This is a genomic window from Bradyrhizobium sp. LTSPM299, from assembly GCF_000938235.1.
Taxonomy (GTDB): Bacteria; Pseudomonadota; Alphaproteobacteria; order Rhizobiales; family Xanthobacteraceae; genus Bradyrhizobium.
Genome location: NZ_JYMU01000009.1, coordinates 1 through 24,176 on the forward strand (window position 1 = coordinate 1; position 24,176 = coordinate 24,176).

Below are 24,176 nucleotides of genomic sequence, written 5' to 3' on the forward strand. Positions count from 1 at the left end.
AAGAGGGCGGCGCGCGGAGCCATGCGTAGCGCAGCGCGACGACCGGGCAACGGGCGAGGATTGGCTTGCGAAGTTTGCAGCAGCTCACTGCATCACCTCATATCCGGTCGGATTGTTTGATCCGTACCCACCTTCCGCATGCTTGCGGCGAGGAAGCCTGGCGAGGATGAGACCCATCTACGAAACGGCGGTTGAAGCCCTAGGGTGGCACGGTCATCATCCATCCCGCACGGAGCGCGGCGAAGCCGCGGCGCGTGGTGACGTGGTTTGTTTTATGCCTTCATGGTTGCCTGCTCGGGAACCAGGCCGGTGGTGAGGTAACGCCACAGCGCCACGATCAGCTTGCGCGCCAGTGCGACGATGGCGATGCGTTTGGCGCGCTTGCCGGCGTTGGCCGTGCGGGTACGGAACCAGCGGCTAAGCGCGCTGTCACCCTGATGGCGGAGCCAGAGCCAGGCCAGTTCGATCGCCTTGTGGCGGGCACGCCGATTGCCGGCCTTGCTGATGCCCTGCTCGCGATCGATGCCGCCGCTGCGCCATGGACTGGGCGTCAGGCCGCAATAGCCGGCGACCTCGCGCCTGTTGCGGAAGTCCTTGTAGAACAGCTCGTGCACCAGGGTTGCGGTGAAGGCCGGACCGAGCGCCTTGAGGCGGAGCAACAGATCTCGTCGCTCCGCGATCGGTGCCGGAACGGGAAGGGCTTGTGCAGCTTGTTCTTCTTCCAGCGCCGCCAACTGCTCGCGCACCAGCATCAGCCGCACATGCTCGCGCTTGGCCTCGGCCAGAAGATGTGCCGGTAGCGGCTGGCCCTGCCAGTCGCGCTGTCGCGCGAGCCAGGCGAGCCAGTCTCGGCGCCGCGGGTTGCCAACCGCCAGTCCCAACAGGCGCAGCAGCGCCTTGACCCGGTTGGTATGGGCCGTCTGCTCGGTGACCAGCCGGTCGCGTTCGCGGCTGGCGCGCCGGGCGTCCTCGGCTTCCACGCTCGGCACGCGAACGATCCGAACCACCCGCGGCTCACCCCGCAAATAGGCCATCAGGGTGCGCAGCAGAAGCTCGCCGTCGATCCGATCCGTCTTCGCCCGCCGCGCCCGCTGTTCCACCGCAATGCTCGCAGGGTCGAACACAAAGTTCGTGATCCCGGCTGCTTCCAATAGCCGATGCAGCCAGAAGCCGTCATAGCCCGCCTCATAGCAGCTCACTACCCGCGGTACCGATCCGAGCTTCTCCGCCGCCCGGGCGCGGGTCCGTTCGATCAACGCCAGCAGTTCGGCGTGATCGCCCCCCTCAAGCTTGTGGCGCGAAATCCGCTCCCGGTCCGGGCTGTGCAGCGTCACAAGCCACGTCTTCTGACTCAGCTCGATCGCAACGAAAATTGTGCCATTATACTCCGCGGTGGGCGTGTCTATGGTCGATGCTTGCATCTGACTCTCCGATGGTTCGAGTGTGGAAACCCAAACCTATCGGAAAGGCCACGCTCACCGCCCCATGGAATCTACGGACTGCGTTCAACGTTTGCGAACAACCAAAAACAAATCGGCGGCCCTCAGGCCGCCGATCGTCTGTCAAATCTGCAATCCCACTAGCCCGCCGGACCTGCGTCCTCGAGGATCGGGCCGAACAGCTCCCAGCGCTCGCCGTTGAACTTCATCATCTGCAGCTGCTTGTTGACGCGATAGTCGGTCGCCGAGGTGTTGGCCTTGATGCCCGGCAGCGCGATGTCGGTCGTGACATCCTTCATCGATGAAGCCTGCCTCATCACGTTCTCGCGGGTCAGATCGTCGCCGCATGCCTTCAGCACGGTCACCAGCATCTGCGCGGTGGCGTAGCCATAGGTGTTGAAGTTCGAGTCCTTGTCGCCATCGGGATAGTACTTCGCCATGAAGTCGAAATAGCGCTTCAGGCCGGCATCGTCCTTCCAGGTCGGATCGAGCGGGTCCTTGCCGTAGTTGACGCTGATCACGCCCTTGGCGGCGTCAAGCCCCGCCGGCTTCATCACCGCGCCGACCGAGGTGGCGTTGATGTCGACGATCTGGACCGGATGCCAGCCGATCTCGGCAATCTTCTTGATCGCCTGCGCCGCCTGCTTCGGCGTCGTGGCCGAGAAGAACAGGTCCGCGCCGGAATCCTTGATCTTGAGGATCTGCGAATCGATGGTCGGATCGGAGACCTCGTAGGACGCTTCCGACACCACCGTGGTCGCGGCCTTGTCGCCGAGCCCGGCCTTGAAGCCGTTCAAATAGTCCTTGCCGAGGTCGTCATTCTGATAGAGCACGCCGACCTTGGCGTTCGGATATTCCTTCACGATATACTGGCCGTAGATACGCCCTTCGGTGAAGTAATTGGGGTTGAAGCCCATCGTCCAGGGGAAGTTCTTCGGATCGGTGAACTTCGAGGCGCCGGTCGCGGCGAACAGCTGCGGCACCTTCTTGCCGTTGAGATATTTCTGCACGGCGGCGTTCGACGGCGTGCCGACGATCTGGAACGTCAGCAGCACCTCATCGCTTTCGACGAGCTTGCGGACCTGCTCGACGGCTTTCGGCGGCGAATAGGCGTCGTCATACTGGATCAAATTGACCTTGCGGCCGTTCACGCCGCCCGCGTCGTTGATCATCTTGAAATAGGCCGCCTGGGTCTTGCCGATGCTGGCATAGGCGGAGGCCGGTCCACTGAAAGGGACGGTCTGGCCGATCTTGATCTCGGTGTCGCTGGCGCCGGAATCGTACTTCTTTTGCGCGGAGGCCGCCGTTGTCGACAGCGCGATTGCGAGCGCCGTTGCCGTGACCAGGTGGAAAATCCCATTCCTCATAATGCTGCGTTCCTCACGTGATTGATGTTTGGCCGATGATCTCGTCCGCGGGTCCAAATTCCCGCAGATCGCCATCGCTTGCGCCGGATACTGGAGGAACCCTTGCTGCGACGCAAGACGAGCGATGCCGAAAAGGTGAGCGATTTCAGTCAACGAAAGTAGGGGGCGATGCAAAAAGGAAACCGGCGCAGCGGAGGATACGCTGGCTTTGCCTTACCTCGCCCCGCTTGCGGGGAGAGGTCGGGACGCATCGTCAGATGCGCTCCGGGTGAGAGGGAGTCTCCGCGAATTCATCTGTCACCGTCTGCGCGGTAACAGCCCCTCACCCCAACCCTCTCCCCGTAAGAACGGGGCGAGGGAGCGCAGTCTTGTCGCGGAGAGGCTGCTAACCCGCCGGTCCGGTGTCCTCGATGATCGGGCCGAACAGCTCCCAGCGCTCGCCGTTGAATTTCATCATCTGCATCTGCTTGTTGATGCGATAGTCGTTCGGTCCTGTCGTGATCGACATGCCGGGCAGTGCGAGGCTCGGCACGAACTTCTTCAGGCTGGTGACCTGCCTCATCAGGTTCTCGCGGGTGAGGTCGTCGCCGCACTGCTTGAGTACCTGGATCAGCAACTCTGCGGTCGAATAGCCATAGGTGTTGACGGTGTTGAGCTTGTCACCCTCGGGGTAATATTTGTCCATGAAAGTGAAATAGGCCTTCAGGCCGGCATCGTCCTTCCACTGCGGATCGGCCGGGTCCTTGCCGTAGTTGGTCGAGATGATGCCCTTGGAGATGTCGAGACCGGCCGGCTTCAGTGTCGCCGATACCGGGCTCGCATTGATGTCGAGGATGTGCACCGGGTTCCAGCCGAGGTCGGCGACCTTGCGGATCGCCTGTGCCGCGAATTTCGGCGTCGACGCATCATAGAGCAGATCGACGCCGGCGGATCTCAGCTTGACGATCTGGGAATCGACCGTCGGGTCGGTCAACTCATAGGACACCTCGGCCACGATCATGCTCGCGGCCTTGTCGCCGAGCCCGCCCTTGAGACCTGCGATGTAATCGCGGCCGAGATCGTCGTTCTGGTAGAAGATGCCGATCTTGGCGTTGGGGTAATTGGCCAGGATGTATTTGGCGTAGATGCGTCCCTCGGACTGGTAGTTCGGATTGTACGAGATGGTCCAGGGCGCTGCCACCGGATCGGAGAAGCGCGACGCCCCGGTCGAGGCGAGCAGCTGCGGTACCTTCTTGGTATTGAGATATTTCTGCACGGCGGCGTTCGATGGCGTGCCGATGATCTGGAAGGTGAACAGCACCTCATCGCTTTCGACCAGCTTGCGCACCTGCTCGACCGCCTTCGGCGGCGAATAGGCGTCGTCATACTGGATCAGGTTCAGCTTGCGGCCGTTGATGCCGCCCTGATCGTTGATCATCTTGAGGTAGGCGGCCTGGGTCTTGCCGATGCCGGCATAGGCCGACGCAGGGCCGGAGAACGGCACGGTCTGGCCGATCTTGATCTCGGTGTCGGTGGCGCCGATGTCGTATTTCTTTTGCGCACTGGCGGACGATGCTGACAACGCGATCGCAAGCGCAGACGCAGCAAGCAATTGCACGCTTCTCATGTCGTGACCTCCCATGTTGCTGATGATCTTGTCCGCGAGCCGTCGGCCGGCGGATGTCACCGTTGCGAAGATGATGGAGGAACGATGGGGGCATTGCAAGGCAATGCCGGCCGCGCGCAATGTCGCGCTATGCGCCTCTCAAGCCAGCCAGAGCAGGATCAGCGCCAGCGCCGCGGGCGCGGCCTGCACATACAGGATGCGCTTGCTCACGGTCGCAGCGCCGTAGACGCCGGCAATGATGACGCAGAGCAGGAAGAATGTCTTGATCTGGAACGCAAAGGCCGGATTGCCGTGGATCAGGCCCCAGATCAACCCGGCGGCCAGGAAGCCGTTATAGAGCCCCTGGTTGGCGGCGAGCACCGCTGACTCGGTGGCCTTCTCGATCGAGTTGCGAAAGGTCTTCAGCCCGAGCGGCTTGGTCCAGAGAAACATCTCCAGCACCAGGAAATAGATGTGCAGCGCGGCCACCACCGCGACAAGGACATTGGCGAGCAAGAGCATGATGCGGTCCCCCAACCGGAATTCGGGTGGACGCTAGCACAGCCGTGGTGAAAAGTGCGATCCACCGATGCCGATTTCCGTGAGACGACGATGGCCGACCGCAAGACGCCCAAGAGAACCAAGACGCCCCAAACCTTTAACCTCGATCGCCTGACGACGCCGATCGGCGTGGCGCTCTTGGTGACCGATGACGACGGTGCGTTGCGCGCGCTCGACTGGGACGATTACGAAGGACGAATGCTCGATCTGCTGCGGCTGCAATACGGCGCAGTGACGCTGCGGGACGACCGCGCGCCGCGCGATCTGTCGCGCGCGCTCAGCGGTTACTTCAAGGGTGACCTCGATCGGCTCACCGAGATCAGATGGCGCGTCGCCGGCACGCCGTTCCAGCAGAAGGTCTGGCACGCGCTGCCGAAGATTCCTTGCGGCACCACCATGAGCTATGGCGCGCTGGCGGCGAGATTGAAGGCACCGAACGCGATGCGCGCGGTCGGCCACGCCAACGGCTCCAACCCGATCAGCGTCGTCCTGCCCTGCCACCGCCTGATCGGCGCCAACGGCTCGCTGGTGAAGTATGGCGGCGGGCTGGAAAGGAAGCGCTGGCTGCTGCGGCACGAGGGGGTGGAGGTCTGAGGTGTTCTCCCTCGCCCCGCTCTTGCGGGGAGAGGGTGGGGTGAGGGGTTGACCCGCATAAATGGCGACAGACGTACTCGCGGAGGCTCCCCCTCACCCGGATCGCATTTCATGCGATCCAACCTCTCCCCGCACGCGGGGCGAGGTGACCTCTCACGCCGCCGGTTTCGCCGCCTGATCCTCGCTCAACAACAGATGCAGCAGCGCGCTCTTGATCGCGGCCTGGCGGGTTGGGGCGTTGATCTGGGCGCCGAGCAGGTCGGTAACGTAGAACACGTCGCGGGCGCGTTCGCCGAAGGTCGCGACATGCGCTGAGGCGATGTTGAGGTTCAGCTTCGAGATAGCGGTGGTGAGCTGGTACAAGAGACCCGGCCGGTCGAGGCCGGAGACCTCGATCACGGTGTAGCGGTCGGACCACTGGTTGTTGATGATGACCTCGGGCTCGACCACGAACGGTCGCGTCTTGCTGCTGCGCACGGTGCGCTTCGCCACCGCATCCGGCAGCCGCAGCTTGCCTTCCAGCACGTCCTCGATCATCTCGCCGATCCGGGTGGCGCGGCGGCCTTCGTCCTCGTCGCGGTCGTATTCGCGCGAGATGGAAATAGTGTCGAGCGCGCGGCCGTCGGTCGTGGTGTAGATCTGCGCATCGACGATGTTGGCGCCGGCCGACGCGCAGGCGCCCGCGATGATCGACAGCAGCCAGGGATGGTCGGTCGCGAGAATCGTAAGCTCGGTGACGCCGCGCATCTCGTCGAAGCCGACATTGATCGCGAGCTTGTGCGCGGCCTGCTCGCTGGCGCGGATGAAGCGCGCCTGGCGGATCTTGCGCGGCAGCTCGACCTTGAGCCAATAGGCCGGATAATGCCGGCCGATATAGGCGTTGAGCTCGACTTCCGGCCATTCGGTAAAGGCGGCGCGGAATTCGGACTGCGCCACCGCAATGCGCTGGGCGCGGTTCACCTCGGAGAAGCCGCCGGTCAGCACCGGCTCGGTCTCGTAATACAGCGTACGCAAGAGCTGCGCCTTCCAGCCGTTCCAGACGCCGGGGCCGACGCCGCGGATATCGGCGGTTGTCAGGATGGTCAGCAGCTTCATCTGCTCGACCGACTGCACCACGGCAGCGAAATTCTCGATCGTCTTGCGGTCCGACAGGTCGCGCGACTGCGCCACCGTGGACATGACGAGGTGCTCCTCGATCAGCCAGGCCACCAGTTCGGTGTCGGCGGCGGAGAAGCCGAGCCGCGGACACAGCCGCCGCGCCACCTTGGCACCCGCGATCGAGTGATCCTCGGGGCGGCCCTTGGCGATGTCGTGCAACAGCGTCGCGATATAGATCACCGGGCGGTGCTCGGGGCGAATTTTGCGGAACAAGTCGCTCGCGACCACGAACTCGTCGCTGTTGCCGCGCTCGATCTCCTGCAGGAAGCCGATGCAGCGGATCAGATGCTCGTCCACCGTGTAGTGGTGGTACATGTTGAACTGCATCATCGACACGATCTTGCCGAAGGCGCGGATGAAATGGCCGAGCACACCGGTCTCGTTCATCCGCCGCAGCACGATCTCCGCGTTGTCGGAGGTCAGGATTTCCATGAACAGGCGGTTGGCATCCGCGTCGTCGCGGAGCTGGGTGTTGATCAGCTTCAGCGAGCGCGTCACCGTGCGCATTGCGTCGGGATGGAAGGCGAGGTTGTTCTTCTGCGCGAGGCGGAAGATCCTGATCAGGTTGACCGGATCCTGCTTGAAGACGTCGGGCGCGGCGAGGTTGATGCGGTTGTTGTCGACGATGAAATCGTCGCTCTCGGGCACGCGCCGCCGCTTGGTGCCGCCGGGGCGGAAGCGCGCCACCATGCGGCTCAGCACCGGCGCCGGTTTCTTCTGCTCTTCCTCCAGCCTCGCACACAGGATCGCGGTGAGATCGCCGACGTCCTTGGCAATCAAGAAGTAGTGCTTCATGAAACGCTCGACGTCCTGCATGCCGGGATGCGAGGTGTAGCCGAGGCGGATCGCGATCTCGCGCTGCATGTCGAACGACAGCCGCTCCTCGGCGCGTCCCGCGAAGAAGTGCAGATTGCAGCGGACCGACCAGAGGAAATCGGCGCAGCGGCGGAAGATGCGATACTCCTGGGCGTCGAACACGCCGCGCTCCAGCAGCTCGTCGGTCTCGCTTACGCGGTAGACGTATTTGGCGATCCAGAACAGCGTATGCAGGTCGCGCAGGCCGCCCTTGCCGTCCTTGACGTTCGGCTCGACCAGGTAGCGCGACTGGCCGGCGCGACGATGTCGTTCTTCGCGCTCGGCGAGCTTGGCGGTGACGAATTCGGACGCGGTGCCCTGCACGACCTCCTTGTCGAAACGCCCGACCAGTTCGTCATAGAGCGGCTGGTCGCCGGTCAGGAATCTCGTTTCCAGGATCGCGGTGCGGATGGTCATGTCGCCGCGCGCCTGCCGGATCGATTCGTCGACCGAACGGGTGGCGTGGCCGACCTTCAGCCCCATGTCCCAGAGGCAGTAGAGGATTGCTTCGGCGACCTGCTCGCCCCAGGCCGTCTGCTTGTAGGGCAGGATGAACAGCAGATCGATGTCGGACTCCGGCGCCATCAGGCCACGGCCGTAGCCGCCGGTCGCGACCACGGCCATGCGCTCGGCGCCCGAGGGGATCGGCGAGTGGTAGAGATGCCTGGTGGCCGCCGCGTAGAGGATGCGGATGATCTCGTCCTGCACGAAGCAGAGCCGTTCGGCGCAGCGGCGGCCGTGACGGTCCTTCAGCAGCAGCGCCTGCGCCTGGGCGCGCGCCGCGATCATCTCGGCCTTGAGCAGCTGTGCCATCGCGGCACGGAACTGGTCCTCGCGGCCGGAATGCTTCTCGGCGAGGGCATTGATCGCAGCGGTGATCCGCGCGGTCTCGAAACGATCATCCGCGTGAGGGCGGCTCTCGGCTACGACACTGTCCATCTTTCAATCCGATAACGGACAGAGCCTTTGCTGTCACTGACCAAAGTATAACGACAGCAGGCCCATCCTGTTTCAGCGCCGCTTCGAGCAAGAGTGTTCTAGCGCCGCCTCGCAAAGGGTATGCATTTTCCGGTTGACCGCAAGCCTAACTCATTGAAATAAAAGATTGTTTCTTAAGCACCTCAAGGAGATCGACGAATGCAGAACTTTTCCCGGCGCGCGTTGGTCGCGCTGCTCGCGGTCTCGGCGTTGTTTCCCGGTGCGGCCTTCGCCGCCGATGCGCTGAAGGAGATCCGGATCGACTGGGCGACCTATAATCCGGTGTCGCTGGTGCTGAAGCAGAAGGGCCTGCTGGAGAAAGAGTTCGCCAAGGACGGCATCAGCATCGTCTGGGTGCAGTCGGCCGGTTCCAACAAGGCGCTCGAATTCCTCAACGCCGGCTCGATCGATTTCGGTTCGACCGCGGGCTCGGCCGCTTTGGTGGCGAAGATCAACGGCAACCCGATCAAATCGATCTATGTCTATTCGCGCCCCGAATGGACCGCGCTGGTGACGGCGAAGGATTCCAAGATCGCCTCGGTCGCCGACCTCAAGGGCAAGCGCGTCGCCGTCACCCGCGGCACGGACCCGCACATCTTCCTGGTCCGCGCGCTGCTCGGCGCCGGCTTGAGCGAGAAGGACATCACGCCGGTGCTATTGCAGCACGCCGACGGCAAGACCGCGCTGATCCGAGGCGACGTCGATGCCTGGGCCGGTCTCGACCCGATGATGGCGCAAGCGGAAGTCGAGGACGGCGCAAAACTGTTCTATCGCAAGGCCGACGCCAACACCTGGGGCATCCTCAATGTGCGCGAGGAGTTTTTGAAGGATCACCCCGATATCGTCCGCCGCGTGCTCGCCACTTACGAAGAGGCGCGCAAATATTCGTTGGCGAACTATGACGAGCTGAAGAAGACCTTCGTCGCGGTGACCAAGCTGCCGGACGCCGTCGTCGACAAGCAGCTCAAGGAGCGCACCGAGCTGACCCACAGCCGCATCGGCAGCCCCCAGCGGGAATCGATCCTCGCCGCGGGCCTCGCGCTGCAGCAGGCCGGCGTGGTCGATGCCAAGGTCGACGTGAAGGCTGTGCTCGATACCCTGATCGACGATCAGGTGCCGCTGCCAACGAACTGACCTGGCTTTCACCCTCTCCCCTTGTGGGAGAGGGGAAGAGAGCGCCGCGGATTCCTGTTTTAACACCGCCTTGCAATCCCGCCCGAAGAGTCGTTTTGCTATGGCCATGACCGTTGACCTGCCCGCGCTGGAACAGACGGCCGCGCCGCGTGCGGCGTCGGCGCGGTGGTCGCGTATTGCGCGGCCGGCGCTCGGGCTGTTGCTGCCGGTCGCGGTCGCACTCGGTTGGGAGCTTGTCGTCCAGCTTGGCTGGTCCAACGGCCGCCTGGTGCCGCCGCCGTCGAAAGTGTTCGCCACCATCGTCGAGCTTGCGCGAACCGGCGAGCTGTCGCGTCATATCCTTGCGACGTTGTGGCGGGTCGGCGCGGGCTTCGCGCTCGGCGTCGTCGCCGGCACTATGCTGGGCGCGATATCCGGCTATTGGGGCCTGGCGCGCCGGCTGCTCGATCCGACGGTGCAGGCGCTGCGTGCGATCCCTTCGATCGCCTGGGTGCCGTTGTTCATCCTGTGGCTCGGCATCTTCGAGACCTCCAAGATCGCGCTGATCGCGGTCGGCGTGTTCTTCCCGGTCTATCTCGGCGTGATGGGCGCGATCGCCTCGGTCGATCGCAAGATCGTCGAGGTCGGCCGTATCTTCCGCCTCTCTGGCCCCGCGATGATCCGCCGTATCCTGTTGCCCGCGGTGCTGCCGGCCTATGTGGTGGCGCTGCGGGTTGGCCTCGGTCTCGGCTGGATGTTCGTGGTCGCGGCCGAGTTCATGGGGGCGTCCGAAGGGCTCGGCTATCTCCTGATCGACGGCCAGCAGCTCGGCAAGCCGGCGCAGATCCTCGCCGCGATCGTGATCTTCGCGATCCTCGGCAAGACCACCGACTGGCTGATCGAGATCGCGGGCGCGCCGCTGTTGCGCTGGCAGGATGCGTTCGGCGCGCGGGGAGGGGCCTGATGCTCGCGCTGAAAGATGTCGGCAAGACCTATCCCAACGGTGTCCATGCGCTGGAGCGCTTTTCGGCCGAGATCAGGCCTGGCGAGATCCTTGCCATCATCGGCGGCTCCGGTTGCGGCAAGTCGACGCTGCTGCGCGCCATCGCAGGGCTCGATCCCGCCACCATGGGCGCCGTGACGCTCGACAGTGCCGTGATATCATCGCCGCATGCCAAGATCGGCATCATCTTCCAGGAGCCGCGGCTGTTGCCCTGGCTCAGCGTCGCCGACAATATCGGCTTCGGCCTCGCCGACCTTCCCGCCGATGTCAGACGCGCGAGGGTCGCGGCGGCGCTGACTCGCGTCGGCCTCACTGACAAGGCCGATGCCTGGCCGCGGGAACTCTCCGGCGGGCAGGCACAGCGGGTCGCGATTGCGCGCGCGCTGGTGCCGCAGCCCGAGGTGCTGCTGCTCGACGAGCCGTTCTCCGCGCTCGACGCCTTCACGCGGCGCGACCTGCAGGACCATCTGCTCGATCTCTGGGCCGACACCCGGCCGACCCTGATCCTGGTCACCCATGACGTCGACGAGGCCGTGGTGCTGGCCGATCGCGTGTTGGTGATGCGGCCGCGGCCGGGCCGGCTGTTCGAGGCGATCACCATCAATCTGGCGCGGCCGCGCGACCGTAATTCCGAGCTGTTCGACACCTTCAAGCGCCGCGTGCTGACCGCGCTCGACCGCTCGCTGGACCGTTCCGTGCGCGACGTCACGGACAAATCCAGCGCCGGCGAGGCGATGTGGTGGTGACATCGGCTCCATAAGGCCTTACATCGGCGGATAACAAGAACAGCCGGGAGCAGAACCATGGACTCCGCCGAACTCCGCGCAATGCAGGCCCCGATCAAGGAACGCTACAAGGCCGATCCCTCGGCCGCCGTGATCACGCTGAAAGCCAAGGGCACGATCGACAACGACAGCCTGTCCTGCAAGGTCGAGACCGGCCGCGCGCTTGCGGTCGCCGGCCTCCATCCCGCCACCGGCGGTTCCGGGCTCGAGCTCTGCTCCGGCGACATGCTGCTGGAGGCGCTGGTCGCCTGCGCCGGCGTCACGCTGAAATCAGTCGCAACCGCCGTCGAGGTCCCCCTCAAGGTTGGTAACGTGTTCGCCGAGGGCGATCTCGATTTCCGCGGCACGCTCGGCGTCGACAAGGAAGCCCCGGTCGGCTTCCGTGAAATCCGCCTCCGCTTCGAGGTCGGCACCGACGCACCGCAGGACAAGCTCGATCTGCTGCTGAAACTCACCGAGCGCTATTGCGTGGTCTACCAGACCATCAAGAACGGCCCGAAGGTGTCGGTGTCGATGAAGCGGGTGTAGCGTCGTCCCGGCGAAAGCCGGGACCCATACGCCGTGTCCCATCGTTGAAACTCCGCTGTTCAACGGCTTTCGCACCCAGCGAATAGTCGTGGTTATGGGTCCCGGCCTTCGCCGGGACGACTCAAGACATGCCCCCCGAACTCCACTTCCTCCTCACGCTCGTCCTGCGGATGGCCATCACGGCCGCGTTCGTGGTCAGCGCCTCCATCATCACGGAGCGCTCGGGGCCGGTAATCGGCGCGCTGGTCGCGACGCTGCCGATCTCGGCGGGGCCGTCCTACACCTTCCTCGCGCTCGACCATGACGCCGCCTTCATCGCCGCGGGCGCGCTGGCGAGCCTGCCGGTCAACGCGGCGACGATTCTGATGGGCCTCGTTTATGCCGTGCTGGCGCAGCGCTTCAGCATGTGGATCAGCGCCGGCACGGCGATCGCGGTGTGGCTGGTGCTCGCCACCATCATGCGCCAGTTCGAATGGACGCTGGCCGCCGGCCTGATCGTCAACGTCATCATCTTTGCGATCTGCGTTCCGCTGCTGAAACCCTACCGGCATGTTGCGAGGATGCCGCTGATCACGCGGCGTTGGTACGACATCCCGCTCCGCGCCGCGCTGGTCGCGACCCTGGTTGCGACCGTGGTCACGACGTCAGGCTGGGTCGGTCCGCGCGTCACCGGCGTGATGGCGCTGTTTCCGATCGTGTTCTCCTCGATGATGCTGATCCTGCATCCGCGCATCGGGGGGCAGGCGACCGCCGCCGTGCTCGCCAACAGCGCCTGGGGCCTGCTGGGCTTCGGATTAGGTGTCGCCGTGCTGCATGTCGCCGTGCTGCAATTCGGCTCGGCGATCGGGCTGAGCATCGCGCTCGCCACCTGCATCGTGTGGAATTTGACGCTGTGGTGGAATGGACGACGGAAGCGGCTGGCGCAGAAAGCGTAGGGTGGGCAAAGGTGCGCAGCGCCGTGCCCACCATCGAGAGCACAGCAAGGAATGGTGGGCACGCTTCGCTTCGCCCACCCTACGGCACCGTCTACCCCTTCGGCAGCTTCGCCTTCAGCGCATACAACGCATCCAGCGCCTCGCGCGGCGACATCTCGTCGGGATGCAGCGCCTTCAATGCGGCCATCAGCAATTCCGCCTCGCTCGGCGGCACATCTTCCGCGGCAGCACGCGATGGCACCGCGAACAGCGGCAGGTCATCCGCCAGCGCGCGGGCGGTCTGGCCGCGGTCCTGGGCTTCGAGTTTCGCCAGCACCGATTTGGCGCGCGCGATCACGGCGGGCGGCAGGCCTGCGAGCTTGGCGACCTGGATGCCGTAGGAGCGGTCGGCCGAGCCGGGCAGCACCTCGTGCAGGAACACGACGTCGCCCTGCCATTCCTTCACCCGCACCGTGGCGTTGAACATCCGCGGCAGCCTGGCCGAGAGTGCGGTCAGTTCGTGATAATGCGTCGCAAACAGCGTGCGGCAGCGGTTGCTCTCGTGCAGATGCTCGATCGCGGCCCAGGCGATCGACAGGCCGTCGAAGGTCGCCGTGCCACGGCCGATCTCGTCGAGGATCACCAGCGACCGTTCGCTCGCCTGGTTGAGGATCACAGCGGTCTCGACCATCTCGACCATGAAGGTCGAGCGCCCGCGCGCCAGATCGTCAGCCGCACCGACGCGCGAGAACAGCCGGTCGACGATGCCAAGCCGCGCCCGCGAGGCCGGCACGTAAGAGCCGATCTGCGCCAACAGCGCGATCAGCGCGTTCTGGCGCAGGAAGGTCGATTTACCGGCCATGTTCGGACCGGTGATCAGCCAAAGCTGGCCCGATTTCTGTGTTGGTGCCGGCGAGAGATCGCAGGCATTGGCGATGAACGGCTGGCCGTCGCGCTTCAGCGCCTGCTCGACCACCGGATGGCGGCCGCCTTCGACCGCAAAGCCGAGCGAGCCGTCGACCTCCGGCCGGACGTAATTGTCGTCGATCGCGAGCTTCGCCAGCGCGGTCGCGACGTCGAGCATCGCGAACGCATGCGCGGCGTTGCGCAAATCGTCGCTGGCGGTCAGCGCCATAGCGCTTAAGCGTTCGAAGATCTCGAGCTCGAGGTTGAGCGAACGCTCGCCGGCGTTGGCAATCTTGGCCTCGATCTCGCCGAGCTCCGACGTGGTGAAGCGAACCTGGCCTGCCAGCGTCTGGCGATGGATGAAGGTCGCGTTCAACGGCGCCGCCATCAGCTTGTCGCCGTGCTGCGCGGTGACCTCGACAAAATAACCCAGCACATTGTTATGCCGGATCTTCAGCGTCTTGATGCCGGTGTCCTCGGCATAGCGCGCCTGCATCGCGGCCACCACAAGACGCGAGGCGTCGCGCAGATTGCGGCTCTCATCGAGCGCGGCCTCATAGCCCTCGCGGACAAAGCCGCCGTCGCGCTTGATCAGCGGCAGTTGCTCTGACAGCGCGCGGGAAAATTCTTGTGCAAGATCGCGCGAGGGCGTACGCAGCGCCGCCATCACGGCGGCGACCTCGGCCGGCGGATTGTCAAGTTGCGCCAGCAGCTCCAGCGCCTGGTCGGCGGCGAGGATGCCGTCGCGCAGACCTGCAAGATCGCGCGGACCGCCGCGGCCGACCGAGAGCCGCGCCAGCGCGCGCGACATGTCGGGCGCCGCCTTCAAGACTGTCCTGATATCCTCGCGCACGGCGCTGTCTGCAACGAAGGCCGCGATCGCATCGAGCCGCCGCGCGATCGCGGTACTATCGGTGAGCGGCGCGGCAAGCCGCTGTGCCAGCAGCCGCGAGCCCGCAGCAGTGACGGTGCAATCGATCGCATCGAGCAGCGAGCCGCGGCGCTCGCCGGCCAGCGTCCGTGTCAGTTCGAGATTGGCGCGCGTGGCCGGATCGATCGCCATCGTGGTGCCGGCGGCCTCGCGCGTCGGCGGCGACAGCGGCGGGCGTTTGCCGACTTGGGTGCGGTCGATATAGGTGACCGCGGCGGCTGCGGCGGTCGCCTCCAGCCGCGACATCGCGGACAGGCCGTCCATGGTCGCGACCGCGAAATAGTCGCACAGCCGGCGCTCGGCGGTGGCGCCATCGAAGACGTCGCGGGTCAGCGGCGTCACCGCCGGCAGTTCGCGTAAGGTCGGCGCAAGCTCGGTGTCGCCATAGAGCGCGTCAGTGACGATGACCTCGTTCGGATTGATGCGCGCCAGCGTCGCCGCGAGTTCCGCGGTCGCGCACTCCGTCACCATGAATTCGGAGGTCGAGATGTCGATCCAGGCGAGTCCGAGCCGGTCGGCGCCGGACGAACCGCGTGCGCGGGCAATCGCGATCAGGTAGTTGTTGGTGCGGGCATCGAGCAGCGTGTCTTCGGTCAGCGTGCCCGGCGTCACCAGCCGCACCACGCCCCGGCTCACCACGCTCTTGTTGCCACGGGCGCGGGCGGCCGCCGGATTCTCGGTCTGCTCGCACACCGCGACGCGGTGGCCGGCGCCGATCAGGCGATGCAAATAATCCTCGGAGCGCTCGACCGGCACGCCGCACATCGGGATGTCCATGCCCTGATGCTTGCCGCGCTTGGTCAGCACGATGCCGAGCGTCTTCGAGGCGATCTCGGCGTCCTCGAAGAACAGCTCGTAGAAATCGCCCATCCGGTAGAACAGCAGCAGGCCAGGATGGGCCGCCTTGATCTCCAGATACTGTTCCATCATCGGCGTGACGCGCGACGGCGCGTCAGCGGCGGTTGCGGCCTCGGGCGGAACGGGGATGGGCTGTTGAATGGTCATGAGGGGACGGAAACTACAGAATTTCGTCGGCCGGTCCTATCCGAGAGAGCAGGGTTTTCCACCCTCTCCACGGCCGCAAAATATGACAGGACATCACGGCAATGCGCGCTTGACGCGCGTTCCGGTCAATTGACCTGCCGCGGGCACGCTCCTAAAACTCGGCCCAAGTTCCAGCGATCCAGCGCCTAAACCACGGCATTCAGGGAGAGATTCAATGCGTGATGTCTATATTTGCGATGCCGTCCGGACCCCGATCGGCCGTTTCGGCGGCTCGCTTGCCAAGGTGCGCGCCGACGACCTCGCCGCGGCCCCGATCAAGGCGCTGATGGCCAAGCACCCGACGCTCGACTGGACCCAGGTCGACGAGGTGTTCTTCGGCTGCGCCAACCAGGCCGGCGAGGACAATCGCAACGTCGCGCGCATGGCGCTGCTGCTGGCCGGCCTTCCCGATTCGGTTCCCGGCCAGACCCTGAACCGCCTCTGCGCGTCGGGCTTGGACGCGGTCGGCGCCGCGGGCCGCGCCATCCGCGCCGGCGAGATCGATTTCGCGATCGCCGGCGGTGTCGAATCGATGACGCGGGCGCCCTTCGTGATGGGCAAGGCGCCGGAAGCGTTCTCGCGCTCGGCCGACATCTACGACACCACGATCGGCTGGCGCTTCATCAATCCGTTGATGAAGGCACAGTACGGCGTCGACGCGATGCCGGAGACCGGCGAGAACGTCGCCGAGGAGTTCCAGATCTCGCGCGCCGATCAGGATGCCTTCGCGATCCGCTCGCAGCAGCGCGCGGGTGCCGCGATCGCATCAGGCTATTTCGCCGAGGAGATCACCCCGGTCCAGGTGCCCGGCGGCAAGGCCGGCCCCATCACCGTCGACAAGGATGAGCATCCGCGTCCCGAGACCACGCTCGAAGGTCTCGCGAAGCTGAAGCCGATCGTGCGCAATCCGGGCACCGTGACCGCGGGCAACGCATCCGGCGTCAATGACGGCGCCGCCGCGATGATCCTGGCGTCGGAGGCGGCGGTGAAGAAGCACGGCCTGACGCCGCGTGCGCGAATCCTCGGGCTTGCCTCAGGCGGCGTGCCGCCGCGCATCATGGGCATCGGCCCGGTGCCGGCAGTCCGCAAACTGGTCGAGCGGCTCGGCATCAAGGTGTCGGACTTCGATCTGATCGAGCTCAACGAAGCCTTCGCCTCGCAGGGCATCGCCGTCTTGCGCCAGCTCGGCGTCAAGGAGGATGCCGATTTCGTCAATCCGCATGGCGGCGCGATCGCGCTCGGCCATCCGCTCGGCATGAGCGGCGCACGGCTGGCGCTGACCGCCGTGCACGGCATGGAGAAGCGGGGCGGGAAGCTTGCCTTGGCAACTATGTGCGTCGGGGTCGGCCAGGGTGTCGCGCTCGCGATTGAAAAGTTGAGCTGAACCAGTGGTTTGGAGGGGCTGAAAACAGCCCTTCCAAGAATTGGTTATGTTCTATAATGATCGGCGGCAGGGCTCACCGGCATCTGGACCGCGGAGGTATCAGCCATGACCTTACAGTATCCGCTGCAGTCGCTCGCGGCGCATCCGGCGCGGCTGTCGCCGGCCTATCGCTCCACCGTGAAGCGCTCGCCACAAAAGCCGCTGATCCCGATGCGGCACACGCTCTCCGAGCTCACCGGTCCGGTGTATGGCCATGAGACCGTGCGCGAGCACGACAACGACCTCACCATCCAGCACAAGAGCGAGCCGCTCGGCGAACGCATCATCGTGCATGGTCATGTGCTTGACGAGGACGGCCGCGGCGTGCCGAACGTGTTGGTCGAGCTGTGGCAGGCCAATGCCTGTGGCCGTTACATCCATGTCGTCGACCAGCATCCGGCGCCGCTCGATCCGAATTTCACCGGCGCAGGCCGCACCCAGTCGGATGCCGCGGGCTACTACAAGTTCATCACCATCAAGCCCGGAGCCTATCCCTGGGGCAATCACCACAACGCCTGGCGGCCGGCGCATATCCATTTCTCGGTGTTCGGGCATTCGTTCATCTCGCGTCTCGTGACCCAGATGTATTTCCCCGGCGATCCGCTGTTTCCGTTCGACCCGATCTTCAACTCGGTGACCGACGAGAAGGCGCGTGAGCGGATGGTCTCGTCATTCGATCTCGACAACACCAAGCCGGAATGGGCGTTGTGCTACCGCTTCGATATCGTGCTGCGCGGCCGCGACGCTACGCCGATGGAGACCAAGTAAGTGTCGAATCAGCGTCCTGATGGCGTCACGCCCTCGCAAACCGTCGGCCCCTATTTCAAATACGGCCTGACGCCGAACGGCGCGTATGAATGGAACGACGCCTTCACCAACAATTTGCTCACGCCTGACACTTCGGGCGAGCGCATCCGCGTCGAGGGCAAGGTCTATGACGGCGACGGCGCGGTGGTGCCTGACGCCATGCTGGAGATCTGGCAGGCAGATAGCCAAGGCCGCTTCTCCGATCCGCAGGACGCGCGCGCGCTGCCGAACTCCTCATTCAAGGGCTTCGGCCGCTGCGGCACCGACGCGGGCGGCGGCTACGCCTTCGACAGCATCAAGCCGGGCTCAGTCCCCGATCCCGACGGCAAGCCGCAGGCGCCGCACATCGTGCTCGCGGTGTTCGCGCGCGGCATGCTGCTGCATCTCTACACGCGGATCTATTTCGACGATGAGGCCGGCAACGCCGGCGATCCCGTGCTGACGCTGGTGCCGGCCGATCGCCGCGCGACGCTGATCGCGAAGAAGGCGGGGTCAAGCAACGTCTACACGCTCGATATCCACCTGCAAGGCGACAACGAGACGGTGTTCTTCGACGTGTAATCACGGGGGTGAGGATTGATGCGCGACCGCTTCCTCACCGGCCTGATTGGATATCCGATCGCGCATTCTGCTGCGCCCGCGATGCACGAGCAGGCCGCCGCTGCGCTCGGCGCCCACTGTCACTATCAGCTGATCGAAGTGGCAGGCGCCGGACGCGATGATCTTTGTGCGATGCTCGACGGCGTCAGGCGTCTTGGTTTCGCCGGCGTCAACGTCACCTTTCCCTACAAGGAAGCCGTCGTCGATTGGCTCGACGACCTCGCGCCGGACGCCCGCGCGATCGGCGCGGTCAACACCATTGTCGTCGATGGCACGCGGCTGGTCGGCCACAACACCGATGCAACCGGCTTCAGGCGCGCGATCGAACCGCTGCTCGCCACCACGCCAAGCGGCGCCATCGCCCTGGTCGGTGCCGGCGGCGTCGGCAAGGCGATCGCATTTGCGCTCGCGGGTCTCGGCGTCGGCGATATCAGGATTTTCGACGCCGATGGTGTCAAGGCCGCGCAACTCGCCGGCCAGTTGCAGGACCGCGCTACGGTTCGCTGCGTCACCAGCATCGAGGCTGCACTCGATGGTGCGGCCGGCCTGGTCAACGCAACACCGGTCGGCATGCTGCCGAGCCGTGACACGCCGGTGCCGGAAGCCTTGCTGCATCCGGCGATGTGGGTCGCCGATGCCGTCTATACGCCGCTGTGGACGCCGTTGCTGACATCGGCAAAGGCGAAGGGCGCCACCGTCCTGACCGGGCGCGATCTCGCGATCAACGCCGCGGCAGATGCGTTCGCGCTGTTCACGGCACTGACGCCGCCGATTGACGTGATGGGAAATGCATTCGACGCCGTGATGGCTGCGCGCTACGCTTCGCCGGCCTGAAGCACGGAGCATCCCATGGCGAAACTCAGGATCGGTCTGGCCGGCTGCGGCTTCGTGTCGGAGCTTCATATGTATGCGTACCGGCGTGTCTATGGCGTCGATGTCGTGGTCAGGGCGGTCGCGGCGCGTGGCGACCATGTTGTGGACTTCGCCCGCAAGCACCAGATTCCGACTGCCTATCGCAGCTTCGCCGAGCTGGTCGCAGACCGAGATATCGACGTCATAGACATCTGCACGCCGCCCAATCTGCATGCCGCGATGATCGTCGACGCCATGCAGGCCGGCAAGCACGTGATCTGCGAAAAACCGTTCAGTGGCTATTTCGGCCGTGACGGCGACCAGCGGCCGATCGGCAAGCTGGTGCCAAAGGCGCTGATGTACCAGCGCGTGATGGAGGAGATGGCGACGACGCGTGCCGCGATCGAGCGAAGCGGAAAGCTCTTCATGTATGCTGAGGACTGGATCTACGCGCCGGCGCTGACCAAGACCGCGGAGATCATCCGCGCCACCCGTGACAAAATCCTGTTCATGAAGGGTGAGGAGAGCCATTCAGGCTCGCACGCCGCGCATGCCGCGCAATGGGCGATGACCGGCGGCGGCTCGCTGATCCGGATGGGCTGTCATCCGCTCTCGGCGGTGCTCTGGCTCAAGCAGGTCGAGGCCCGCGCGCGAGGAGAGAGCATCCAAGTCGCCAGCGTGACCTGCGACGTCGGCAACGTCACCGCTGGTCTCAAGCCGGAGGAACGCACCTTCATCAAGGCCAATCCGGTCGATGTCGAGGATTGGGGCACCCTGACCACCACATTCTCCGACGGCACCAAGGCGACAGTGTTTTCGGGCGACATGATCATGGGCGGCGTGCGCAATCTGATCGAGACCTACACCTCAGGCGGCTCGCTGTTCGCCAACATCACGCCGAACACCCATCTGACGAGCTACCAGACTTCTGAGGAGAAACTCGCAAGCGTCTACATCACCGAGAAGGTCGACCGCAAGACCGGCTGGCAATATGTCTGCCTCGAGGAGGAATGGACCCGCGGCTATCTGCAGGAGATCCAGGACTTCATGGAATGCGTCGCGACGGGGAGGCAACCACTCGCCGATCTCGCGCTGGCGTTCGAGACGACGAAGGTGAACTACGCGGGGTATTGGGCCGCGGATGAGGGACGGCGGGTGACATTGTGAGGGGCTGAAGCGACGAACTCGTTGAGGAGCGGCGGCGCCGCCCTTACCTCGCCCCGCTTGTGGGGAGAGGTCGGATTGCATCGTCAGATGCAATCCGGGTGAGGGGGGTACAGGTCTCACCTGCATTGCATTCGCGGAGAGAGGCCCCTCACCCCAACCCTCTCTCCGCAAGAGCGGGGCGAGGGAGCAAAGTGCCGACGCGGCTGCAATCTCAACTCATCGCAAACACTACGCCGCGTAGATCGAGCTCTTCGGCAGCGGGAATACCGGGTCCTGCGTCCTTATATTCGTCGGCCACACCACGGTGATGCGCTCACCGGCGTTTTGCATCACGACTGGCGTCGAGCGCTCGTTCTGGCCGGACATCGGCGTACCCGGCGGAAAGAATTTCACGCCATAACCTTGGATGGTGCCGCCTGCGGGGATGTCGACGTCGAGCGCGGCCTTGCGGACGGCTTCCGGATCGAAACCGCCATACTTCTCCTTGGCGACCGGCAGCACGTTGTTGAGCAGGACCCAGGTCTGGTTGAAGCCCATCGAGCAATGCGGCGGGACTTCGGTCGCCTTGGTCTTCTCCAGGTAGCGCGCGACCATGGTCTTGGTGAGGTCGCCGACCCCCGGCGCGAGCTTGGCCGGGTCGAGCAATTGCGCCGGGACCGGATCGATGTTGCAGAAATTGTCGATGTCGGTGCCGAACGTCGCGCGCAGCTTGTCGAGCTGGCTGTAGCCCGCGCCGGCGCCGAACAGCATCTTGAACTTCAACCCGCTCTCGCGCGCCTGGCGCAGGAAAAGCGTGATGTCAGGGTTGTAGCCGGCATGCGAGATGATGTCGGCCTTGGCGCGCTTCAGCTTGGTGACCAGCACCGAGAGATCGGGCGCGGAGGCCGAATAGCCTTCCTTGAGCACGATTTGCAGCCCGGCCTCCTTCGCGAACATCTCGTCGGCCGCGGCGACGCCGACGCCATAGGGGCCGTCCTCATGGATCAGTGCGACCTTGACGTCCTTCGGCTCCATGCCGAGCCTGGCCGCGGCGTGCTCGGCGAGGAAGCCGCCAAAGGCCTGGCCGTACTGGTCGGAATGGATCTGCGCGCGGAAGACATATTGCAGGTTCTTGTCCTTGAACACGGCGGTCGAAACCGCGGTCGTGATCCAGAGGATCCGTTTCTGCTGCTCGACCTTGGCGGCGAGCGGGACCGCGTGCGAGCTGGCAAAGACGCCCTCGAGGATGTCGACCTTCTCCTGGTCGATCAGGCGACTCGCCTCATTGATCGCGACGTCGGGCTTGCTCTGGGAATCGACGTTGACGGGGGCGATCTTGTGCTTGCCGCCGATGCCGCCCTTCTCGTTGACGAGATCGATCGCGATCTGCGTGCCGATCGAGGAGGCCACCGAGCCGCCGGCGGCAAACGGGCCGGTCAGGTCGTAGATCACGCCGATGCGCACTGTTTCGGCCTGTGCCTGCGCGCGTGTCCAATCGAAGCTGAATGCGGCGGCGGCAGCCGCGGAGGTCTTCAGCAGCGTCCTGCGTGACGTCGGCATCGCGTCCTCCCCATTGACCGGCTTTTTCGCCGTTTTGCCGAGTATTGGGAGCAGGGGCCGGAAAGTCAACGCGATTGCGGCTGCAGCGTCTCGCTCGTTGGTAGGGGGCGCGGGCGGAAGGAGCGGCAACATCTCTCCCTTCGTCATTCCAGGGCTCGCGAAGCGAGAGCCCGGAATCCATTCCTCCGCGACGCCTGCGGCACAATGGATTCCGGGTTCGTGCTTCGCACGCCCCGGAATGACGGGAGAGATTTACTCCATCACCGCGGCATGGTCCGACGGCGCGGACTGTTTGCGCAGCGCGGCCTTGGTCGAGCCGATCATGATCGCGAGGGGGATCGAGACCAGGATGAACACCATCACCAGCTGGTAGTCGTGCGAGAACGCGATGATCTGCGACTGCGCCGCCACCATCCGGTCGGCGAGCGCGCGGCCGGCATCGCTGTTGAGATTCATCATCCCGGCGACGTCGGGCATCTGCAGTGCGTGGTTGAACGGATTGATCTGCTCCGACAGCTTCGAGTAGATGCGCCGTCCGCCCTCGGTGAGCTGTGCGATCACGATCGAGATGCCGACCGAGCTTGCGACGTTGCGGAACAGCGTCAGCATCGAAGTGCCGTCGGTGCGTAGATTGCCCGGCAGCGTGAGGAACGCCACCGTCGACAACGGCACGAAGACGAGGCCGAAGCCGAAGCCCTGGATGACGCTGACGATGATGATCTCCTTGGCCTGCGTCATGTCGGTCCATCCCGTCATCTGGAACAGCGAGGCCGCAGTCAGCGACAGGCCCGAGATGATCAGCGTGCGCGCCTCGATGTAGCGCATCAGCCGGCCGACCAGCATCATCGCGACAAAGGTACCGGCGCCGCGGGTCGCCAGCAACAGGCCGGCGGTGATGATCGGATAGCCGACCACGTTCTGCAGATATGGTGAGGACAACGCCATGGTCGAATACAGCACGAGGCCCATCACCGTCATGAACACGCAGCCGCCGAGGAAATTCCTGTCCTTGAACAGCGAGAACTGGATGAACGGCCTGTCGGTCGTCAGTGAATGGGCGAAGAAATAGTAGAAGCCGACCGCCGAGACGATGAACTCGACCAGGATCTCGTTGGATTCCAGCCAGCCGAGCTGCTCGCCGCGGTCGAGCGCCAGCTGCAGCGAACCGATCGCAATCGCGAGCGCGCCGAAGCCGAACCAGTCGAAGCGCAGATTGTGGTCCTGCTTGGTCTCGTCCATGAAGACGGCGAGGCCGAGCACGGTGAACGCGCCAAATGGCAGATTGACGAAAAACACCCAGTGCCAGGAATAGGTCTCGGTCAGCCAGGCGCCGAGCGAGGGGCCCATGATCGGGCCCATCATCACGCCCATGCCCCAGATCGACATCGCCTTGGCGCGCTCATGCAGCGCGTAGGAATCGAGCATCACGGCTTGCGACAGCGGCACCAGCGCCGCGCCGAACACGCCCTGCAGCAGGCGGAACAGCACCATCTGGGTGATGTCCTGGGCAAGTCCGCACATCACCGAGGCGATGGTGAAGCCGGCCGAGCAGATAATGAAGATGCGCTTGCGGCCGAAGCGGTTGGCGATCCAGCCCACCGGCGCAGTCATGATCGCGGCAGCGACGATGTAGGAGGTCAGCACCCAGTTGATCTGGTCCTGCGAGGCCGACAGCGTGCCCTGCATGTAGGGCAGCGCGACATTGGCAATCGTCGTGTCCAGCGCCTGCATGATCGTCGCCGTCATGGCGCAGATCGTCACCATGTTCCGGCGCATGCCGGGGACGGCGGATGGCGACGATGCATTCATTCAGGTCGTCTCGCTTTGTCGAATGTGCCGGGAACCACCTCTCCCGCTTGCGGGGGCGCAATCACACATCGCAGCTGTCGTCCCCGCGAATGCGGGGACCCAGTATTCCAGAGGCCCTGCCGTAAACCGCAAGGCCGCGGCGTACTGGGTCGCCCGGTCCATGTGCGCAATTGCGCACAGGCCGGGCGATGACAGACGAATGTGTATCGACATCCCGT

Annotated in this window: 19 protein-coding genes; 11 read left to right on the top strand and 8 right to left on the bottom strand. The window is 64.7% G+C overall.

What is annotated here, in order from left to right; genetic code table 11:
• Window positions 1-272: 272 nt before the first annotated feature.
• From UP10_RS07190 to UP10_RS07205, 4 genes are all read right to left on the bottom strand, one after another.
• A complete protein-coding gene (locus UP10_RS07190) occupies window positions 273-1,421 on the bottom strand; it encodes an IS110 family RNA-guided transposase (RefSeq protein ID WP_044585437.1) in 1,149 nt (382 codons plus the stop codon).
• Between the two features lie 158 nt (window positions 1,422-1,579).
• A complete protein-coding gene (locus UP10_RS07195) occupies window positions 1,580-2,806 on the bottom strand; it encodes an ABC transporter substrate-binding protein (RefSeq protein WP_044586685.1) in 1,227 nt (408 codons plus the stop codon).
• Window positions 2,807-3,191: 385 nt separating this feature from the next.
• Window positions 3,192-4,412: an ABC transporter substrate-binding protein gene (locus UP10_RS07200; protein ID WP_044586708.1), complete on the bottom strand. Its 1,221-nt coding sequence runs from the start codon at window positions 4,410-4,412 to the stop codon at window positions 3,192-3,194.
• A gap of 138 nt (window positions 4,413-4,550) precedes the next feature.
• Entirely contained in the window at window positions 4,551-4,913 is a 363-nt protein-coding gene (locus tag UP10_RS07205; RefSeq protein ID WP_044586686.1) for a DUF1304 domain-containing protein, read from the bottom strand.
• A gap of 90 nt (window positions 4,914-5,003) precedes the next feature.
• Between UP10_RS07205 and UP10_RS07210 the strand changes: the two genes are divergently transcribed.
• The gene (locus UP10_RS07210; protein WP_044586687.1) at window positions 5,004-5,546 is read left to right on the top strand and encodes a methylated-DNA--[protein]-cysteine S-methyltransferase; all 543 of its coding nucleotides are present in this window, start codon (window positions 5,004-5,006) and stop codon (window positions 5,544-5,546) included.
• Window positions 5,547-5,699: 153 nt separating this feature from the next.
• On the opposite strand, the gene UP10_RS07215 is transcribed toward UP10_RS07210, so the two are convergent.
• Window positions 5,700-8,498: a [protein-PII] uridylyltransferase gene (locus UP10_RS07215; RefSeq protein WP_044586688.1), complete on the bottom strand. Its 2,799-nt coding sequence runs from the start codon at window positions 8,496-8,498 to the stop codon at window positions 5,700-5,702.
• A 198-nt stretch (window positions 8,499-8,696) separates the two neighbouring features.
• Between UP10_RS07215 and UP10_RS07220 the strand changes: the two genes are divergently transcribed.
• The 5 genes from UP10_RS07220 to UP10_RS07240 all read left to right on the top strand — a co-directional run bounded on the left by UP10_RS07220 (window position 8,697) and on the right by UP10_RS07240 (window position 12,901).
• A complete protein-coding gene (locus tag UP10_RS07220) occupies window positions 8,697-9,671 on the top strand; it encodes an aliphatic sulfonate ABC transporter substrate-binding protein (protein ID WP_044586689.1) in 975 nt (324 codons plus the stop codon).
• A 106-nt stretch (window positions 9,672-9,777) separates the two neighbouring features.
• Window positions 9,778-10,614, top strand: coding sequence for an ABC transporter permease (locus tag UP10_RS07225; RefSeq protein ID WP_044586709.1), 837 nt, complete (start codon window positions 9,778-9,780; stop codon window positions 10,612-10,614).
• Window positions 10,614-11,399 carry an ABC transporter ATP-binding protein gene (locus UP10_RS07230; protein WP_044586690.1) on the top strand — a complete coding sequence of 262 codons (786 nt, stop codon included), beginning with the start codon at window positions 10,614-10,616 and terminating at the stop codon, window positions 11,397-11,399. Before UP10_RS07225 ends, UP10_RS07230 begins: the two co-directional genes overlap by 1 nt.
• 57 nt (window positions 11,400-11,456) lie before the next feature.
• Window positions 11,457-11,966 (top strand): OsmC family protein, encoded by a 510-nt coding sequence (locus tag UP10_RS07235; protein ID WP_044586691.1) that lies wholly within the window; start codon window positions 11,457-11,459, stop codon window positions 11,964-11,966.
• Between the two features lie 128 nt (window positions 11,967-12,094).
• The gene (locus UP10_RS07240; protein WP_044586692.1) at window positions 12,095-12,901 is read left to right on the top strand and encodes a hypothetical protein; all 807 of its coding nucleotides are present in this window, start codon (window positions 12,095-12,097) and stop codon (window positions 12,899-12,901) included.
• Window positions 12,902-12,992: 91 nt separating this feature from the next.
• On the opposite strand, the gene mutS is transcribed toward UP10_RS07240, so the two are convergent.
• A complete protein-coding gene (mutS, locus tag UP10_RS07245) occupies window positions 12,993-15,722 on the bottom strand; it encodes a DNA mismatch repair protein MutS (protein ID WP_044586693.1) in 2,730 nt (909 codons plus the stop codon).
• Between the two features lie 214 nt (window positions 15,723-15,936).
• Between mutS and pcaF the strand changes: the two genes are divergently transcribed.
• The 5 genes from pcaF (at window position 15,937) to UP10_RS07270 (ending at window position 20,610) form a co-directional block, all read left to right on the top strand.
• Window positions 15,937-17,145 carry a 3-oxoadipyl-CoA thiolase gene (pcaF, locus tag UP10_RS07250; RefSeq protein WP_044586694.1) on the top strand — a complete coding sequence of 403 codons (1,209 nt, stop codon included), beginning with the start codon at window positions 15,937-15,939 and terminating at the stop codon, window positions 17,143-17,145.
• Between the two features lie 105 nt (window positions 17,146-17,250).
• Window positions 17,251-17,952 (top strand): protocatechuate 3,4-dioxygenase subunit beta, encoded by a 702-nt coding sequence (gene pcaH / locus UP10_RS07255; protein WP_044586695.1) that lies wholly within the window; start codon window positions 17,251-17,253, stop codon window positions 17,950-17,952.
• Entirely contained in the window at window positions 17,953-18,552 is a 600-nt protein-coding gene (gene pcaG, locus UP10_RS07260; RefSeq protein WP_044586696.1) for a protocatechuate 3,4-dioxygenase subunit alpha, read from the top strand. It abuts the gene before it with no gap.
• 18 nt (window positions 18,553-18,570) lie between these two features.
• Complete coding sequence (locus UP10_RS07265) at window positions 18,571-19,425, top strand: shikimate dehydrogenase (protein WP_044586697.1); 855 nt, start codon at window positions 18,571-18,573, stop codon at window positions 19,423-19,425.
• A gap of 15 nt (window positions 19,426-19,440) precedes the next feature.
• Entirely contained in the window at window positions 19,441-20,610 is a 1,170-nt protein-coding gene (locus UP10_RS07270; RefSeq protein WP_044586698.1) for a Gfo/Idh/MocA family protein, read from the top strand.
• Between the two features lie 228 nt (window positions 20,611-20,838).
• On the opposite strand, the gene UP10_RS07275 is transcribed toward UP10_RS07270, so the two are convergent.
• A complete protein-coding gene (locus UP10_RS07275) occupies window positions 20,839-22,149 on the bottom strand; it encodes an ABC transporter substrate-binding protein (protein ID WP_044586710.1) in 1,311 nt (436 codons plus the stop codon).
• A gap of 252 nt (window positions 22,150-22,401) precedes the next feature.
• Window positions 22,402-23,958 carry an MDR family MFS transporter gene (locus UP10_RS07280; RefSeq protein WP_044586699.1) on the bottom strand — a complete coding sequence of 519 codons (1,557 nt, stop codon included), beginning with the start codon at window positions 23,956-23,958 and terminating at the stop codon, window positions 22,402-22,404.
• Window positions 23,959-24,176: the final 218 nt, after the last annotated feature.